Source organism: Bradyrhizobium sp. LTSP857 (genome assembly GCF_000938285.1).
Taxonomy (GTDB): domain Bacteria; phylum Pseudomonadota; class Alphaproteobacteria; order Rhizobiales; family Xanthobacteraceae; genus Bradyrhizobium.
The window spans coordinates 141,105-157,524 of the sequence record NZ_JYMS01000032.1; the positions used below are offsets into that span (position 1 = coordinate 141,105).

The 16,420-nt window shown below is 64.3% G+C and carries 16 protein-coding genes; 13 read left to right on the plus strand and 3 right to left on the minus strand.

The features are described from left to right. The first annotated feature begins 77 nt into the window (after positions 1 to 77). The 3 genes from UP06_RS21490 (at position 78) to UP06_RS21500 (ending at position 2,561) form a co-directional block, all read left to right on the plus strand. Positions 78 to 590 (plus strand): CvpA family protein, encoded by a 513-nt coding sequence (locus tag UP06_RS21490; RefSeq protein ID WP_045005534.1) that lies wholly within the window; start codon positions 78 to 80, stop codon positions 588 to 590. A 202-nt stretch (positions 591 to 792) separates the two neighbouring features. Beyond that, on the plus strand, positions 793 to 1,575 hold the full coding sequence (locus UP06_RS21495) for an SDR family oxidoreductase (RefSeq protein WP_045005535.1): 783 nt from the start codon (positions 793 to 795) through the stop codon (positions 1,573 to 1,575). Continuing rightward, a complete protein-coding gene (locus tag UP06_RS21500) occupies positions 1,572 to 2,561 on the plus strand; it encodes an NADPH:quinone reductase (RefSeq protein ID WP_045005537.1) in 990 nt (329 codons plus the stop codon). Before UP06_RS21495 ends, UP06_RS21500 begins: the two co-directional genes overlap by 4 nt. A gap of 4 nt (positions 2,562 to 2,565) precedes the next feature. Here UP06_RS21500 and UP06_RS21505 read toward each other — a convergent pair whose 3' ends face one another. Continuing rightward, the gene (locus UP06_RS21505; protein WP_045005538.1) at positions 2,566 to 2,997 is read right to left on the minus strand and encodes a DUF3775 domain-containing protein; all 432 of its coding nucleotides are present in this window, start codon (positions 2,995 to 2,997) and stop codon (positions 2,566 to 2,568) included. Positions 2,998 to 3,121: 124 nt separating this feature from the next. On the opposite strand from UP06_RS21505, the gene UP06_RS21510 reads away from it, so the two are divergent. From UP06_RS21510 to UP06_RS21540, 7 genes are all read left to right on the plus strand, one after another. Next, a complete protein-coding gene (locus UP06_RS21510; RefSeq protein ID WP_045005540.1) occupies positions 3,122 to 3,973 on the plus strand; it encodes an MBL fold metallo-hydrolase in 852 nt (283 codons plus the stop codon). Between the two features lie 220 nt (positions 3,974 to 4,193). Next, complete coding sequence (locus UP06_RS21515) at positions 4,194 to 5,036, plus strand: fumarylacetoacetate hydrolase family protein (protein WP_045005542.1); 843 nt, start codon at positions 4,194 to 4,196, stop codon at positions 5,034 to 5,036. A 138-nt stretch (positions 5,037 to 5,174) separates the two neighbouring features. Further along, a complete protein-coding gene (locus tag UP06_RS21520) occupies positions 5,175 to 5,786 on the plus strand; it encodes a glutathione S-transferase family protein (protein WP_045005543.1) in 612 nt (203 codons plus the stop codon). Positions 5,787 to 5,801: 15 nt separating this feature from the next. Beyond that, a complete protein-coding gene (locus UP06_RS21525) occupies positions 5,802 to 6,671 on the plus strand; it encodes an MBL fold metallo-hydrolase (protein ID WP_045005545.1) in 870 nt (289 codons plus the stop codon). 126 nt (positions 6,672 to 6,797) lie between these two features. After that, on the plus strand, positions 6,798 to 7,946 hold the full coding sequence (locus tag UP06_RS21530; RefSeq protein ID WP_045005547.1) for an alpha/beta hydrolase: 1,149 nt from the start codon (positions 6,798 to 6,800) through the stop codon (positions 7,944 to 7,946). Between the two features lie 65 nt (positions 7,947 to 8,011). Beyond that, positions 8,012 to 8,983 carry an iron exporter MbfA gene (gene mbfA / locus UP06_RS21535; RefSeq protein ID WP_045005549.1) on the plus strand — a complete coding sequence of 324 codons (972 nt, stop codon included), beginning with the start codon at positions 8,012 to 8,014 and terminating at the stop codon, positions 8,981 to 8,983. A 94-nt stretch (positions 8,984 to 9,077) separates the two neighbouring features. After that, complete coding sequence (locus tag UP06_RS21540) at positions 9,078 to 10,550, plus strand: amidase (RefSeq protein ID WP_045005551.1); 1,473 nt, start codon at positions 9,078 to 9,080, stop codon at positions 10,548 to 10,550. Between the two features lie 292 nt (positions 10,551 to 10,842). On the opposite strand, the gene UP06_RS21545 is transcribed toward UP06_RS21540, so the two are convergent. Together UP06_RS21545 and UP06_RS21550 are read right to left on the minus strand one after the other, a co-directional pair. Further along, positions 10,843 to 11,931, minus strand: coding sequence for a Zn-dependent alcohol dehydrogenase (locus UP06_RS21545; protein WP_045005553.1), 1,089 nt, complete (start codon positions 11,929 to 11,931; stop codon positions 10,843 to 10,845). A gap of 44 nt (positions 11,932 to 11,975) precedes the next feature. After that, positions 11,976 to 13,760 (minus strand): acyl-CoA dehydrogenase family protein, encoded by a 1,785-nt coding sequence (locus tag UP06_RS21550; RefSeq protein WP_045005555.1) that lies wholly within the window; start codon positions 13,758 to 13,760, stop codon positions 11,976 to 11,978. 233 nt (positions 13,761 to 13,993) lie between these two features. Between UP06_RS21550 and UP06_RS21555 the strand changes: the two genes are divergently transcribed. The 3 genes from UP06_RS21555 (at position 13,994) to UP06_RS21565 (ending at position 16,400) form a co-directional block, all read left to right on the plus strand. Continuing rightward, entirely contained in the window at positions 13,994 to 14,695 is a 702-nt protein-coding gene (locus tag UP06_RS21555; RefSeq protein ID WP_045005557.1) for an SDR family NAD(P)-dependent oxidoreductase, read from the plus strand. 117 nt (positions 14,696 to 14,812) lie between these two features. Then, positions 14,813 to 15,646 carry an enoyl-CoA hydratase gene (locus tag UP06_RS21560; protein WP_045005560.1) on the plus strand — a complete coding sequence of 278 codons (834 nt, stop codon included), beginning with the start codon at positions 14,813 to 14,815 and terminating at the stop codon, positions 15,644 to 15,646. Positions 15,647 to 15,779: 133 nt separating this feature from the next. After that, positions 15,780 to 16,400: a cupin domain-containing protein gene (locus tag UP06_RS21565; RefSeq protein WP_045005562.1), complete on the plus strand. Its 621-nt coding sequence runs from the start codon at positions 15,780 to 15,782 to the stop codon at positions 16,398 to 16,400. The last annotated feature ends 20 nt before the right edge of the window (positions 16,401 to 16,420 follow it).

Sequence of the window (16,420 nt, forward strand, 5' to 3'; positions counted from 1 at the left end):
AAATACAGACGATTTTAGCGATCTGAAACCGGAACGATCGGTTCGGCGTTCATTCGTTCCATGGCAGGCTCTCGCTCATGAACAGTTTCGATCTCGCGGTCTATGCGGCACTCGCGATTGCGGTCATCTTCGGTTTCAGGATCGGGCTGTTGCGCAGCGCCATGACCATTCTGGCCTATCTTCTCGCCGCCCCCATCGCGGTTTCGCTGATGCCGATGATCGCGCCGCAAATTACCGGCAATCCGAATGCACCGCTGCTGCAGAACTGGATCTGGTTCTTCGGCATCTTCCTGGTGGTCGGCATGCTGCTCGGATATATCGGCCGCTTCGTGCTGGATGACACCATCCGCCACGCCGGCATCGGTGACCGCCTCGGCGGCGCCGCGCTCGGCGCGATCAGGGTCGGTCTCGTCGCCACCACGCTGGTGCTGGTGTTCGACCAGATCGTGCCGGCCAACCACCAGCCGCCCTTCCTCGCCGGTTCGCGCCTGCGGCCGCTGTTCTCGGCGGTCGGCCAGATGGGCTTCAAATCGCTGCCGCCGGAGGCCGCCGCCGCGATCGACCGCCTCAAGCAGGAACGGCGCATCTAGCTCATTGTCCGGGCATGATCTTTTCGGAAAACCGCTGCACACTTTTCGCTAACGCGCCCTTCGGGTCCGGATCATGCCCGCACATTTGCATCGCCGCGCGGGCGTGCATGCATTTTGATGCGAGCCGGTCCCTTATCAGCGGCGCCACTCTTGGCTAGAGTGCCGCCCTCTAAAACCTGCCTGACATTACGGGAGTGAAACAGTGGATCTTGGGATCAAAGGTCGCCGCGCCATCGTCTGCGCATCCAGCAAGGGCCTCGGGCGCGCCTGCGCCATCTCGCTGGCCGAAGCCGGCGTTCACGTCACGCTGACCGCGCGCGGCGCCGAAGCGTTGAAGAAGACGGCCGACGACATCCGCAAGGCCTATCCGACCGTGACGGTCACCGAGATCGTCGGCGACATCACGACGCCCGCGGGACGCGAGGCCGTGCTGAAGGCCTGCCCCGAGCCGGATATCCTGATCAACAATGCCGGCGGCCCGCCGCCCGGCGATTTCCGCAACTGGACCCGCGACGACTGGATCAAGGCGATCGACGCCAACATGCTGACCCCGATCGAGCTGATCAAGTCGACCGTCGACGGCATGATGGCGCGCAAGTTCGGCCGCATCGTCAACATCACCTCGGCGGCGGTGAAGGCGCCGATCGACATCCTCGGCCTCTCCAACGGCGCGCGTGCCGGCCTGACCGGTTTCATCGCCGGCCTGTCGCGCAAGACCGTGATCAACAACGTCACCATCAACGGCCTGTTGCCGGGCCCGTTCGAGACCGATCGCCTGACCGGCACCGCGAAGGCCGAAGCCGACAAGCGCGGCGTCACGGCGGAGCAGATCCTGACCGAGCGCGCCAAACTCAACCCCGCCGGCCGCTTCGGCCAGCCCGACGAGTTCGGCTATGCCTGCGCCTTCCTGTGCGGCGCCAAGGCCGGCTTCATCACCGGGCAGAACATTTTGCTCGACGGCGGCGCCTTCCCCGGAACGCTGTGAGAGCGATCTGGTACGAACAGACGGGACCGGCGGTCGACGTCCTCACCTATGGTGAGATGCCGACGCCGGTCGCAGGTCCAGGCGAAGTTCGCATTCGCCTGGAAGCCTCCGGTGTCAACCCGGCCGATGTCGGCCGGCGCGGCGGCAGCTACCGGGCGATGGACTACGAGCGCGTCATCCCGAACAGCGATGGCGCGGGCTTCGTCGACCAGATCGGCGACGGCGTGACGCGGTTCAAGAACGGCGACCGGGTCTGGCTGTTCAACGGCCAGCGCAACGGCCGCGCGTTCGGCACGGCGGCGGAATATATCGCGCTCGCAGAGGCGCTCGTGACGCCGCTGCCGGACAATCTGTCCTTCGCGGAAGGCGCGACGCTCGGCATCCCCGCGATGACGGCGTGGTGCGGCCTGTTTGCGGACGGGCCGATCGTCGGCAAGACCGTGCTCGTGACCGGCGGCGCCGGCGCAGTCGGGCACTATGCCGTGCAACTCGCGAAATGGGGCGGCGCGCAGGTGATCGCGACCGTGAGTTCCGCGATGAAGGGCGAGCAGGCCCGACGTGCGGGCGCCGATCTCGTGGTCAACTATAAAGACGAGGACGTCGTTGCGAAGGCGATGGCGTTCACTGGCGGTCGCGGTGTCGACCGCGTGGTCGACGTCGATTTCGGCGGCAACATCGCGACCACGCTGAAGCTGATGGCGATGAACTCCACCATCGCGGTTTATGCCACCAACGGCAATCGCACGCCGAATTTGCCGATGCGCGAGCTGATGGAGAAGTGCATCGCGCTTCGCGCGCTGGTGCTGTTCGCGCTGCCGCCCGCGCTGCTTGCAGCGGCGCAGGCCGACATCTCGAAATGGCTGGCGGCCGGGCCGCGTATCCATAATGTCGCGGCGCAGTTTGCGCTGTCGGACACGGCGCAGCCGCACCTCGCCGTCGAGAAGGGCGACAAGCTCGGCACCGTGATCGTCGACTGCGCGCGCTAGCTGCCTACACGACGGGCGTGGTCCGCTCGTCGGTCCAGTCGATGCCGAGTTCGTCGAGGCCGTCGGCCAGCAAATCGCCCAGCATCGGCTCGCCCAGCAGATACTGCACCGTCTCATGCCTGGGCTTCTTGTACTCGGCGCGCGCCTCGATCGCGCGGGCGCGCAAATCGTCCCACTCCTCCACCGTGCCGTCGGCGCGACCGAGCCACATCAGCGTGACCAGATCGAGCTGCTCGTCCTCGTTCATCGCCCCGATGAAGCCGGTCAATTCGCTCGCGACCGGATCGGAATTGGTGTCCTCGAGAACGTCGATCTCGTCATCGTCGGTAGCGTTGGAGCCCGAATCCGTATCGGACGCCGCTTCCTTGACGTCGAATTCGCGGGCCTTCTCAATGATGAAGGTCACCTTCTCGGCGGAAATTGAAAGCTCTGGCATGGCTCCCCCTTTTGGATCCTGACGGGTTCCTTCGATAACGCACGATCACGACAGATGATCCATTGCGCTTGCGGGCGGAAACCCGCATGTTTCGGCGCCAAACGAGAACATGGGGACACACCGCATGCAGTGGAAGGTAGGCCGGGTCAAAATCACCAAGATGGTGGAATTGGAGACGGTCGGCTCGACCCGTTTCATCCTGCCCTTGGCGAGCAACGACGAAGTCCAGAAACTGCCCTGGCTGATCCCGGATTTCGCGACTGAAGAGGGCCGCCTGAAAATGTCGATTCACTCGCTGGTGGTGGAGACGCCCTCGCAGCGGATCGTGGTCGACACCGGCCTCGGAAATGACAAGCAAGGCCGCAGCGTTCCGATCTGGAATAACCGCACCACGCCGTTCCTGGAGATGATGAGTGCGGCGGGGTTTCCGCCCGATAGCATCGACACCGTGCTGTGCACGCATCTTCATGTCGACCACGTCGGCTGGAATACGAAGCTGGTCGACGGCAAATGGGTGCCGACCTTTCCCAAGGCGCGCTACGTGTTCGGCCGGACCGAATACGAGCACTGGCGCGACCATTCGACCGCGCCGGACAAGCAGGCCGTGTTCAACGATTCCGTGAAGCCGATCGTCGATGCCGACCGGGCCGACCTGATCCCGAGCGACCACCAGCTTTGCGAGGAGATCAGCATGATCGCGACCCCGGGCCACAGTGCCGGCCACATGAGCGTCCTGATCCGGTCCGAGGGAGAACAGGGGCTGCTCGCCGGCGATGTCGCCCATCACCCCTGCCAGATGGCCCATCTCGACTGGTCTTCGACGCCGGATTTCGACCAGACACAATCAGCCGCGACGCGGCGCGAATTGTTCGCTCGGTTTGCCGATACGCCGACACTGGTGATCGGCGGGCATTTTTCGGCCGGGCACATCCGGCGGGAGGGGGACGCGTTCAGGTTTGAAGCGCTGCAATCGTAGGGTGGGCAAAGCGACTTGTCCGCCGTAGCTCGAAGAGCGAAGGCGGAAGCGTGCCCCCCATGCCGGGCCATCAAAAGAATTGGTGGGCACGGCGCTCCGCGCCTTTGCCCACCCTACAAAGGAAGGGCTGCAATGCGCCCCACTTTGAGCGGTTGAATTTCCCGCCGCGCTGTTCCATGAAGCTATTTAACCGATCGGTCCACCTGAGGGAGAAACGAGAATGAAGCTTGTTCGTTATGGCGAAAAGGGTGCGGAAAAGCCCGGCCTGATCGACAAATCCGGCCAGTTGCGCGACCTGTCGGCGCATGTGAAGGACCTGACCGGCGAGGCCTATTCACCGGACTCGCTGAAGAAACTCGCCGCCATCGACCCGGCGTCGCTGCCCGCCGTCTCCGGCAAGCCGCGGTTCGGCGCGCCCGTCACCGGCATCTCGAAATTCGTCGCCATCGGCCTCAACTACAGCGACCACGCCAAGGAAACCGGCGCGGCGATCCCGACCGAACCGATCATCTTCATGAAGGCCAACACGTCGCTGTCCGGCCCGAACGATGTGGTCGAAAAGCCGCGCGGCTCGACCAAGCTCGACTGGGAGGTCGAGATCGCCGCGATCATCGGCACCCGCGCCAAATACATCTCGGAAGCCGATGCGCTGAACTACGTCGCCGGCTATTGCGTTTGCAACGACGTCTCCGAGCGCAACTTCCAGACCGAGCGCCTGGGCCAGTGGACCAAGGGCAAGTCGCACGACACGTTCGGTCCGGTCGGACCGTGGCTCGCCACCAAGGACGAGATCAAGGACGTGCAGAACCTGTCGATGTGGCTCGACGTCAACGGCCAGCGCCGCCAGACCGGCTCGACCCAGACCATGATCTTCTCGATGGCCAAGTGCATCTCCTATGTCTCGCAGTTCATGACGCTGCTGCCGGGCGACATCATCACCACCGGCACCCCGCCCGGCGTAGGCCTCGGCATGAAGCCGCCGACCTTCCTCAATGTCGGCGACGTCATCACGCTCGGCATCGAGGGCCTCGGCGAGCAGCGCCAGGAGATCGTGGCGGCGTAAGGTCTCCGCCCTCTCCCCGTCATTGCGAGCGAAGCGAAGCAATCCAGAATCCCTCCGCGGAAACAGTCTGGATTGCTTCGTCGCTTCGCTCCTCGCAATGACGAAAATCAACTGCTGGCCATCCCGTAGGACACATCGATGAAACTCTCCTTCTCCCAAGCCTCGCCCTTCGCCCGCAAAGTACGTATTGCCGCAATCGAGCTCGGGCTGATCGACAAGATCGAATTCACGCCAGCCACCGTCGCGCCGGGCCAGGCCAACGAGGATTATTCGCGCATCACGCCGCTGAAAAAGCTGCCGGTGCTGATCACCAATGACGGCGACGTCATTTTGGATTCCTACGTCATCGTCGAATATCTCAACGAGATGGCCGGCGGCAGCCTGATCCCGGATTACGGTCGGGCCCGCTGGAAGACCAAGACCAATCACTCCTTGATCAACGGCATGCTCGATTCCATGCTGCTGTGCCGCTACGAGAGGATGGTGCGGCCACAGGGCCTGCAATGGCAGGCGTGGTCCGACGACCATTGGAACCGGGCCTGGACCGGCATGGCGCGCTTCGAGAACATGCCGGACGTCCTGAACGGACCGTTCGACATCTCGCAGATCGGCCTCGTTTGCGTGCTCGGCTATGCCGACTTCCGCTTCGCCGATTGCGGCTGGCGCAAGGCCTATCCGAAGCTCGATGCGTTTCACCAGAAGATGCTGGAGCGGCCCTCCGTGAAGATCTCGGTGCCGCCGGCGGCGTAAATCTCGGGAGTTCTCATGAGCTTGAAATTCACCGTCGGCGATCTCACCATCCATCGCATCATCGAGCAGGAAACCACGTTCTTCCCCGCACTGGAGCTGTTGCCGGGACTGACGCCAGACGTGCTGGCCGAGAACCGCGCATGGATGAAGCAGGCCAAGGCGATCGACGATCAGGATGTGCTGATCCTCTGCTTCCAGTCCTATGTGATCAAGACGCCGCACCACACCATTCTGGTCGACAGCTGCATCGGCAACGACAAGCCGCGGCCGCAGCGGCCGAACTGGAACATGAAGACCGACGACAACTATGCGCGCGGGCTCGCGGCCGCGGGCGTCTCCGTCGACGACATCGACTTCGTGATGTGCACGCATCTGCATGTCGATCATGTCGGCTGGAACACGCGGCTGGAGAACGGACGCTGGGTGCCGACCTTCCCCAAGGCGCGCTATGTGTTTGCCAAGCAAGAATTCGACTACTGGTCCGAGCAGAATGCGAAGGCGCCAGTGCCGCCCTTCGTGGATAGCGTGCTGCCGGTGGTCGAGGCCAAACGGCACGAGGTGGTCGGCAACGATCACCAGATCGGCGATCACGTCCGCATCCTGCCGACGCCGGGCCACACGCCCGGTCACGTCGCCTTTACCTTCGGCCGCGGCAAGGATGACGCTGTCTTCAGTGGCGATCTCATGCATTCACCGATCCAGACGCTCTATCCGGAAATGTCGGTGAAGTTCGACGTCGACCAGGCAGCGGCGGCAACCACGCGCCGCAGTTTTCTGGAACGCTATTGCGACACCGACACGCTGTGCTGCACCGCGCATTTCCCGTCGCCATCGGTGGGGAAGATCAGGCGGAAGGGCAGTGGCTTCGTTTGCGCGGCAGTTTAGCGAGATGCCGTAGGGTGGGCAAAGCGAAGCGTGCCCACCCTGCCAAACACGTTAGAGAATGGTGGGCACGACGCGCGAAGCGCGCGCCTTTGCCCACCCTACGATTCCACCCGAGCGGAGGAAACGATGACCGCACTCCCCGACATCCCCCTGCCCGCCGGAATCCGCTCGCGCTATGTCGACGGCATCAACGGCTTGCGCATGCATGTGCTGGAGGCCGGCTTCGAGACCAAGGGCTGTCCCTGCATCCTGCTGCTGCACGGCTTTCCGGAGCTCGCCTTCTCCTGGCGCAAGGTGATGCCGGCGCTCGCAGCCGCCGGCTATCACGTGCTCGCACCCGATCAGCGCGGCTATGGCCGCACCACCGGCTGGACCGCGGATTACGACGGCGATCTCACGCCATTCTCTCTTCTCAACCTCGCGCGCGATGCGCTCGCCCTGGTATCGGCGTTCGGTTACAAGCAGGTCGATCTCGCCGGACATGATTTCGGCAGCCCGGTCGCGGCGTGGTGCGCGCCGATCCGGCCCGACGTGTTTCGTTCGGTGACGTTGATGAGCGCGCCGTTCGGCGGAACGCCGCAATTACCCTTCAACGCGGTCGATAGTCCGGCTAAGCCTGCGGTCGAAGATCCCGTGCATCGCGAACTCGCCGCGCTGCCGCGCCCGCGCATCCACTATCAATGGTACTATGCGACGCGCGCCGCGAACGCCGACATGCAGCACGCGCCGCAAGGCGTACATGATTTTCTGCGCGCCTATTATCATCACAAGAGCGCGGACTGGATCGACAACAAGCCGTATCCGCTGAAATCGTGGTCGGCAGGCGAGCTTGCAAAGCTGCCGACGTATTACGTGATGGACCTCGGTGAGACCATGGCCGAGACGGTCGCGAAGGAGATGCCATCGCCGGCCGCGATCGCTGCCAATCGATGGCTGCCGGACGGCGACCTCGCCTATTACAGCGCCGAATATGCTCGCACCGGATTCCAGGGCGGTCTGCAATGGTATCGCTACGGCACCACGGGCATGCTCAACAGAGAGATGCAGCTGTTTGCCGGCCGCAGCATCGACGTGCCCTCCTGCTTCATCTCCGGCAAGCAGGATTGGGGCACCTATCAGCGCCCCGGCGTGTTCGAGGCGATGCAGGGGCGCGGCTGCACCAGGATGCTCGGCTGCCATCTCGTCGACGGCGCCGGCCATTGGGTGCAGCAGGAGCAGCCGGCCGAGGTCAGCCGATTGCTGCTCGACTTCCTGGCAAAGGCCCGTTCCGCCTGATTTGACCCGGGAACCTCGGCGCCCTATAGTTTAGAATAATTCTAAACTAGCAAGTCAGGGCCGTCGTGAAGAATTTTTCCGATCTGACCGAGCGCGAGGTGCTTGCGGTCGCGATCTCCTCCGAGGAGGAGGACAGCCGCATCTACATGAGCTTCGCCGAGGATCTGAGAGAGCGATACCCCGACACGGCCAAGATTTTTGAGGAGATGGCCGAGGAGGAACGCGGCCACCGGCATCGCCTGCTCAAACTCTACGAGGAGCGCTTCGGCCCGCATCTCCCGCCGATCCGCCGCGAGAACGTCAAAGGTTTTCTGCGGCGGCGTCCGATCTGGCTGACCAAGAACCTGCCGCTCGACACGATCCGGAAGGAAGTCGAGACCATGGAGCTCGAGGCCGAGCGTTTCTACGCGAGGGCCGCCGAGCAGGCCGACGATGTCGGCGTGCGCCGCCTGCTCGGCGATCTCGCCGAGGAAGAGAAGCACCACGAGAACCGCGCGGTCACGCTGACCGACGAGATCCTAAAGCCCGACGTGCGCGCCGAGGAAGACCGCACGCGACGGCGGATGTTCGTGCTGCAATATGTGCAGCCGGGCCTCGCCGGGCTGATGGACGGATCGGTCTCGACCCTGGCGCCACTGTTCGCGGCCGCCTTCGCCACGCATCAGAATTGGCAGACGTTTCTGGTCGGCCTCGCCGCCTCGATCGGCGCCGGCATCAGCATGGGCTTTGCGGAAGCGCTGTCCGATGACGGCTCGCTTACCGGCCGCGGCTCGCCCTGGCTGCGCGGCGCTGCCAGCGGCATCATGACCGCGCTCGGTGGGCTCGGTCACTCCTTGCCCTTCTTGGTCCCTGATAGTTGGCCAAATGCGTTCTGGATCGCCACTGCGATGGCCGGCGTGGTCGTATTCTTCGAATTGTGGGCGATCGCCTTCATCCGCTCGCGCTACATGGATACTCCGTTCCTGCAGGCCGTGTTCCAGATCGTGCTCGGCGGCGCGATCGTGCTCGCGGTGGGGATCTTGATCGGGGCGGCGTAGGCTTTCCGCATCGCATATCAATCGCCATCAAACGGCGGTTGCGCCATTTGGCCAAACTGCGCATCATCTCGCCAGTGAAACGCAGGAGCATGTCGTGGCCAAGTCGGAATGGAGCTACAAGAGCGCGGTCGAGCTGTCGGCCGCATTGACTGCCAAGAAAGTCTCGTCGGTCGAGCTCACACAGGATGCGATCGATCGCATCGAGCGGCATGACGGCAAGGTCAACGCGATCTGCGTCCGGGATTTCGACCGTGCGCTCGACGCTGCACGCACAGCTGACGCAGCACTCGCGCGCGGCGAAAGAAAGCCGCTGCTCGGCCTGCCGATGACGGTGAAGGAGTCCTACAACGTCGCCGGCCTGCCCACGACCTGGGGTATTCCCGCGCAGAAGGATTTCATCGCCAAGGAAGATTCGCTGCCGATCACGCGGGTGAAGGACGCCGGCACCGTCGTTCTCGGCAAGACCAACGTGCCGCTCGCGCTCGCCGACTGGCAGAGCTACAACGACATCTACGGCACCACCAACAACCCCTACGATCTCGGCCGCACACCGGGCGGCTCGTCCGGTGGCTCGTCGGCCGCGCTGGCCGCGGGCTATGGGCCGCTCTCGATCGGCTCGGACATCGGTGGCTCGCTGCGCGTGCCGGCGTTCCATTGCGGTGTCTATGCACACAAGCCGACCTTCAATCTCGTGGCCATGCGCGGGCATGTCGCGCCACCGGCGCCGCCTTTGCCATTCGAGCGCGACCTCTCGGTGATCGGCCCGATGGCGCGCAGCGCCGCCGACCTTTCCCTCCTGCTCGATGTCATGGCCGGCCCCGATCCAATCGACGCGGGCCTGGCCTATCGTCTCGAATTGCCGGCGGCGCGCCACAGCGCGCTCAGGGATTTCCGCGTGCTGCTGATCGACACCGACCCGGTGCTGCCGACTGATACTGCCGTGCGCGGCACCCTCAACAAGCTCGCTGACCATCTCGCCAAGGCTGGCGTGAAGATCGAACGCGAGAGCCCGCTGCTGCCGGACTTCGCGGCCTCGTCGCGGCTCTATATGCGGATGCTGATGTCGTTCCTCGCCGCAAGTTTTGCACCCGACATTTATGCCGGCGCCAAGGCCGCTGCGGCGGCGCTCCCCGAGGGCGACAACAGCCTTACCGCCGAGCGGCTGCGCGGCATCGCACTGAGCCATCGCGACTGGGTGGTGGCGAACGCCGGACGCACCCGGCTGCGCGCGCAATGGCGGGAGCTTTTCAAGACATATGACGCAGTGATCTGTCCGGTCATGCCGACGCCGGCCTATCCGCACGACCATTCGGAAGACCAGGAAACCCGCCGCATCACCATCGACGGCAAGAAGTATGCCTATCCCGACCAACTCGCCTGGCCCGGCATTGCCACGCTGCCCGGCCTGCCCGCCACCGCGATCCCGACCGGCTTTGCGCCGGATGGGCTGCCGGTCGGCGTCCAGATCGTCGGCCCGTGGCTGGAGGACCGCACGCCGCTCAAGCTCGCCGAGCTGATCGAGCGCGAGTTCGGCGGATTTGTGCCACCGAAGATGTTTGACGATTAGTGCCGCCTCGTCATTGCGAGCGAAGCGAAGCAATCCAGATCTATCCGCGGAAACAGTCTGGATTGCTTCGTCGCAAGGGCTCCTCGCAATGACGGAGCAAAATGGCGTGGAGCAAGGCGTAACCCACTCTCCGCCGTCATGCCCCGCGAAGGCGGGGCATCCAGTACGCCGCGGCGACAATTGGTACACACAACTCCCGCTGCGGCGTACTAGATCGCCCGGTCAAGCCGGGCGATGACACCGGAGCTGAGATAACAGCGCCTTCGCCGGCGATGACACGGTCAGTTGTGGCTCAGCTATCGAACATGATCACGCTGCGCAGCGTCTTGCCGGCTTTCATGTTGGCAAAACCCTCGTTGATCTCCGACAGCTTCAGCTTGGCCGAGATCCAGTCCTCCAGATGCAGCCGTCCGCGCAGGTAGAAATCGACCAGCCGCGGCATGTCGACGCGAAAGTGGTTCGAGCCCATCGAGGATCCCTGGATTCTGCGCTCGCGCAGGAAGTCGAAGCCGTGCAGCTCGATCTTCTGGCCGAACGGGATCATGCCGACGATGGTCGCAGTCCCGCCGGAGGCGAGCATGCCAAAAGCCTGCTCCGCGGTTTCCTTGCGACCGAGCACCTCGAAGGAATGATGCACGCCGCCATTGGTGAGATCGCGCACCTGCTTCACCACGTCGCCGTCGGCGGGATTGATGATGTCGGTGGCCCCCAGCTTGGTCGCGAGCTGGAGCTTTGCCGGATTGGTGTCGATGGCGATGATGCGACCGGCGCCCGCAATCTGCGCGCCGTTGATCGCGGCCATGCCGACGCCGCCGCAGCCGATCACCGCGACGGTCTCGCCAGCCGTCACCTTCGCGGTGTTCACCACCGCGCCGTAGCCGGTGATGACGCCGCAGCCGATCAGCGCGGCAAGATCGAGCGGCATCTCCTTCCTGATTTTCACGATGGCATTTTCGTGCACCAGCATCTGCTCGGCAAAGGACGAGAGATTGAGGAACTGATGCAGCTTCTCGGAGCGAGACCACTGCATCCGGTTGGAGACGCCCGGCAGCAGCTTCACCGTCGTGTCGGTGCAGAGCACGGTACGGCCCGTGGTGCAGTTGTCGCAGGTGCCGCAGAACACGGACAAGCAGGTGACGACGTGGTCGCCGGGCTTCACATAGGTGACGTCGGAGCCGACCTGCTCGACCACGCCGGCCGATTCATGACCGAGCACCGCGGGCAGCGGGTGCGGATAAAGACCTTCCATGAAGTGCAAATCGGAATGGCAGAGTCCGGCGACCGACGTGCGGATCAGGACCTCGCGCGGGCCCGGCTTCGGCAAGCTGATATCCTCGATGACCAGAGGCTTGTTGACTTCATAGAGGACCGCGGCCTTCATCGAGCACTCCCTATCGCTTTTTTTGCTTTGAACGCGGGCGCAGCCTACGCTGCCAGAACCAGTTCGCCAACCTCGCTCATACCGGCATCGCAATCGCCGAGCAGCAGTGCGGCGATCTTCTGCTGCGCGGCATTTTCCGTGAGCCGGAACGGATCGCTCGGCGACACCCGATGATCGATCACGAGGCGCGAGAGCAGCAGCCTGCGCGCATCGCCGCGCATGTCGTGGATGCGGTGCGCTTCCCAAGCGAGCGCGACGGCGCTTGCGACATGGTAGAGCAGGCTCGTCGCGCGCCGCGCATCGGCTTCGTTCTCGGATTTGCCTGCAACCTCACGCGCGAAGCCAACCGCGCGATCAACGAGACCGCGCAAACGGTCGCGCCAGGCCTGCGGCACGGACGCACTGTCGTCGAGCCGGGCGTGCAGATCGGCGGCAAGCGCGGATTCGGCGCCGTGGCGGCCGACGGCGCGCCTCAGCGCATCGATGGCGACGATGTTGCCGGTGCCTTCCCAGACTGAGCCGAGATGCGCATCGCGAAGCAGTCGCGGAGTGGCGAATTCCTCGATATAGCCGATGCCGCCGCGCATCTCGAGCGCATCGCCGCAGACTTTTCGCGCATCGCGCGTGGCGCGGAATTTGAGCGTCGGCGTCAGGATGCGCAGCAGCGCCGCTGCATCCTGGCTGCCGGCCTCGGCACGGTCGAGCGCATCGGCGGTGAGAAAGCTCATCGACAGCGCCTGCTCGACCGGCAGCATGATCTTCAGCATCTGGCGCCGGCCGAGCGGCAGGTCAATGATGCGGTTACCAAACACCACGCGGTTCTTCGCCACCGTCATCGCATCATGATAGGCGCGGCGCATCAGCGCAGTCGACTTGACGCCGTTGGAGAGCCGCGACGAGTTCACCATCTCGGCCATCTGCACGAAGCCGCGGTCGAGCTTGCCGACCGCGTACGCGATCGCGCCTTCGAGCTTGATCTCGCCCGACGCCATCGAGCGCGTGCCGAGCTTGTCCTTCAGCCGCACGATCCGGTAGTGGTTTTGCGAGCCGTCGTCGAGGAAGCGCGGCATCAGGAACAGGCCGACGCCGCGCGTGCCGGGCCCGGCGCCTTCGGGACGCGCCAGCAGCATCACGACCTTGGCGTCCGCGTTCGAGCAGAACCATTTCTCGCCGGTGAGGCGCCAATGGTCGCCCTCCTGCACCGCGCGCGTGGTCAGCGTGCCGACGTCGGAGCCGCCTTCCTTCTCGGTCATGAACTGGCCGCCCTGGGTCAGCTTGCTCATGTCGGTCGAGGTCAGGCCGTCGAGATATTTCGCCTTCAGCGCGTCGCTGCCGAAATTCGCCAAGAGCTTTGCGCAACCGTCGGTGACGTTGATCGGGCAACCCATGCCGAATTCGGTCTGGTTGAACAGAAAAGTGAAGGCGTGCTTGGCCACGACAGGATATTTGTCGGGCCAGCCCATGATGCCCTTGCGGATCGAGAGCGCATGGATGCCGAACTCGCCGAACGCGGCCTTCTCCAGTTCGCGATAGGCCGGGTGGTATTCGATCCACTGCACGTCGCGGCCGAACTTATCGCGCTGGTGCAGCACCGGCATGTGCCGGTCAGCCAGCCGCGCATAGTCATCGAGCGGGCCGCCGGCCAATTCACCCAGGCGATCGAGATGCGGTTCGATGTGGCGGAACAGCGCCTCCGGCAGATGGATGCGCAACAGGTCCGTCAGCGCCGGATCGGCGCGATAGAAATTCATGCCTGACGTATCGGGTGCCAGCAGGCCGGATGGTGCGGCCGCGACATTTTTCGGCTGCGCTGGGACCGGCTTGTGCATGATCGTCCTCTTCGTTTCCGCGCCCTGCGGTCATTTTGCGCTGCTTTAACGCTTGCCGCTTGGGATGATGTCGATCATGCTCCAGCCGACAGATTGGATAAAGCCGCAAATTGTCAGGGAGGCATGATCGCCGCGAGGGAGCAATTCGCTCTGCGGAATTGTGATCAAGCCGGCTGGTTGTCCGCGCGACGGATGCATAGATCAACGGCTCCCAGTCTTCGAGAGATCACGCCATGGAACACCCAAAGTACAAGATCGCGCTCATTGTCGGCGCCGGCGAAGGCCTCAGCGCCTCGCTGGCGCGGCTGCTATCCGCCCAGGGGATTCGCGTCGCACTCGCCGCGCGAAAGATCGAGAAGCTCGGCGCACTCTGTAGCGAGACCGGCGCCAAGGCCTATGCCTGCAACGCCACGGAGCCGGAGGAGGTCGAGCGCCTGTTCGGCCTGGTCGAGCGCGAGATCGGTACCCCCGACCTTGTCGTCTACAACGCCAGCGGCCGCGCGCGCGGGCCGTTCATCGATCTGGTCCCCGCCGACGTTGCTCAAGCCATCGCGGTCAGCGGCTATGGCGGTTTCCTGGTGGCGCAGCAGGCCGCGAAGCGCATGCTGCCGAACAAGCACGGCGCGATCCTGTTCACCGGCGCTTCGGCAAGCGTCAAGGGCTATGCGCAATCCGCTCCGTTCGCGATGGGCAAGTTCGCGCTGCGCGGGCTCGCACAAAGCATGGCGCGCGAGCTGTCGCCGCAAGGCATCCACGTCGCGCATTTCGTGATCGACGGCGGCATCAAGAGCACAGCGCGCACCGAGCCGACGGACAAGCCGGATTCGATGCTCGATCCCGATGCGATCGCGGAGAGCTATTGGAACGTGCTGCAGCAGCCGCGCAGCGCTTGGAGCTGGGAGCTGGAGCTGCGGCCCTGGGTGGAGAAGTTTTGAGGCACGACTGCCGTAGGGTGGGCAAAGGCGCATCGCGCCGTGCCCACCAGTGACGACGAGGACGCAAATGGTGGGCACGCTTCGCTTTGCCCACCCTACAAGAGCAGAGGGAGCGACATGACCACGGAAACCACCGTCGACACCGGCACCAATGAACTGCTCTGCGTCATCCGCGACCGCGTCGCGGTGATCACGCTGAACCGGCCGGAGGCACGCAACTCGCTGTCCGACACGCTGACGCCGGCGCTGCGCACGATGATCCGGACCTGCGGCGAAGACCCCAATGTCGGCGCGCTGCTGATCACCGGCGCCGGCGAAGCGTTCTGCGCCGGCGGCAACGTCAAGGGCATGGGCGCGCATCGCGACCCGAAGAAGCTGGAAATGTCGCTCGAGGAAAAGGTCGCCGATCTCCAGGAGCGACAGCGGCTGCTCACCGGCGCGCTGGTGTCCGTCCGCAAGCCGACGATCGCTGCACTGCCAGGACCGGCGGCCGGCGCGGGACTTGCCATCGCCATGGCCTGCGACATCCGCATTGCCGCGCAATCAGCCTTCGTCGCCACCGGCTATGCTCGTATCGCGCTGAGCGGCGATTACGGTATCGCCTGGCTGCTGACCCGGCTCGTCGGCACCGCACGGGCGCGCGAGCTGATGTTCACCGGCGACAAGGTCGACGCGGCGCGCTGCGAGGCCATCGGCCTCGTCAACCGCGTGGTGCCCGACGACAAATTGCAGACTGAGGCCTTCGCGCTGGCCAAGTCGCTCGCCGAAGGCCCGCGCCTCGCGCTGCGCTACATGAAGGACAATCTCGACGAGGCCCTGCAATTCGATTTCGAGACCGCCCGCGACCACGAAGCCGAACGGCTGATGCGCCTGACCACAACCGCCGATCACAAGGAGGCGGTGCAGGCCTTCATCGAGAAGCGCAAGGCGGTGTTCGCGGGGGGGGGGTAGCGGCTCCAATGTAGCCCGGATGGAGCGAAGCGTAATCCGACGAGCCTACCTACGCAGCGAGGATCCCGGATTGCGCTTCGCTCCATCCGGGCTACGCAGCTACTTGGTTGACGAGCAATCGAGGAGTGACACCATGAGCCCGCGAAGATCAGGCACCTACTACCTCATTGCTTCGATGGTCTCGCTGTTTGCGATGACGATATTGCCGGCGCCAGCAGCCGAGCCGGGAAAATTCGTCGTCACTCAGGTCGCGCAGAAAAAATTGAGTGGCCTCCCACCGGGAGAGCTCTATTGGCGCGTCGAGAATTTCCCCACACTCGATCTGGCGCAAAACGCTGCGAGCGCAAGCCCGACGTCATTGGCCGCCGAAGTCTCGGGCAAGGTCTGGCTGTTCACGCTCGGCCCGAAAGGCGGCATGACGCCTGGCGGCACGACAGCCGCCGAGATCGGGCCGATACCGGTCTTCTCGGCACCGGAATATCTGCTGCAAATCAATCACGCCGGCGGTCCGCCCGGCTCCAGGACGCCGGTGCATTCCCATCCCGGCTCGGAATCGTTCTATGTGCTCGCCGGCCAGGTCGGCCAGCGAACGCCGCACGGCGTCAGCCGCACCGAAGCTGGCAAGTCGATGGTCGGCCACGGCCCGGACATGGCCATGGAAGTCTTCAGCGACGGGACGACGGACCTGGACCAACTGGTGATGTTTTTGTTGGATGCGACCCGGCCGGCCTCGGTGCCGGCCAAGTTCGAATGAGGCGCAAAAAAATGCCCGGC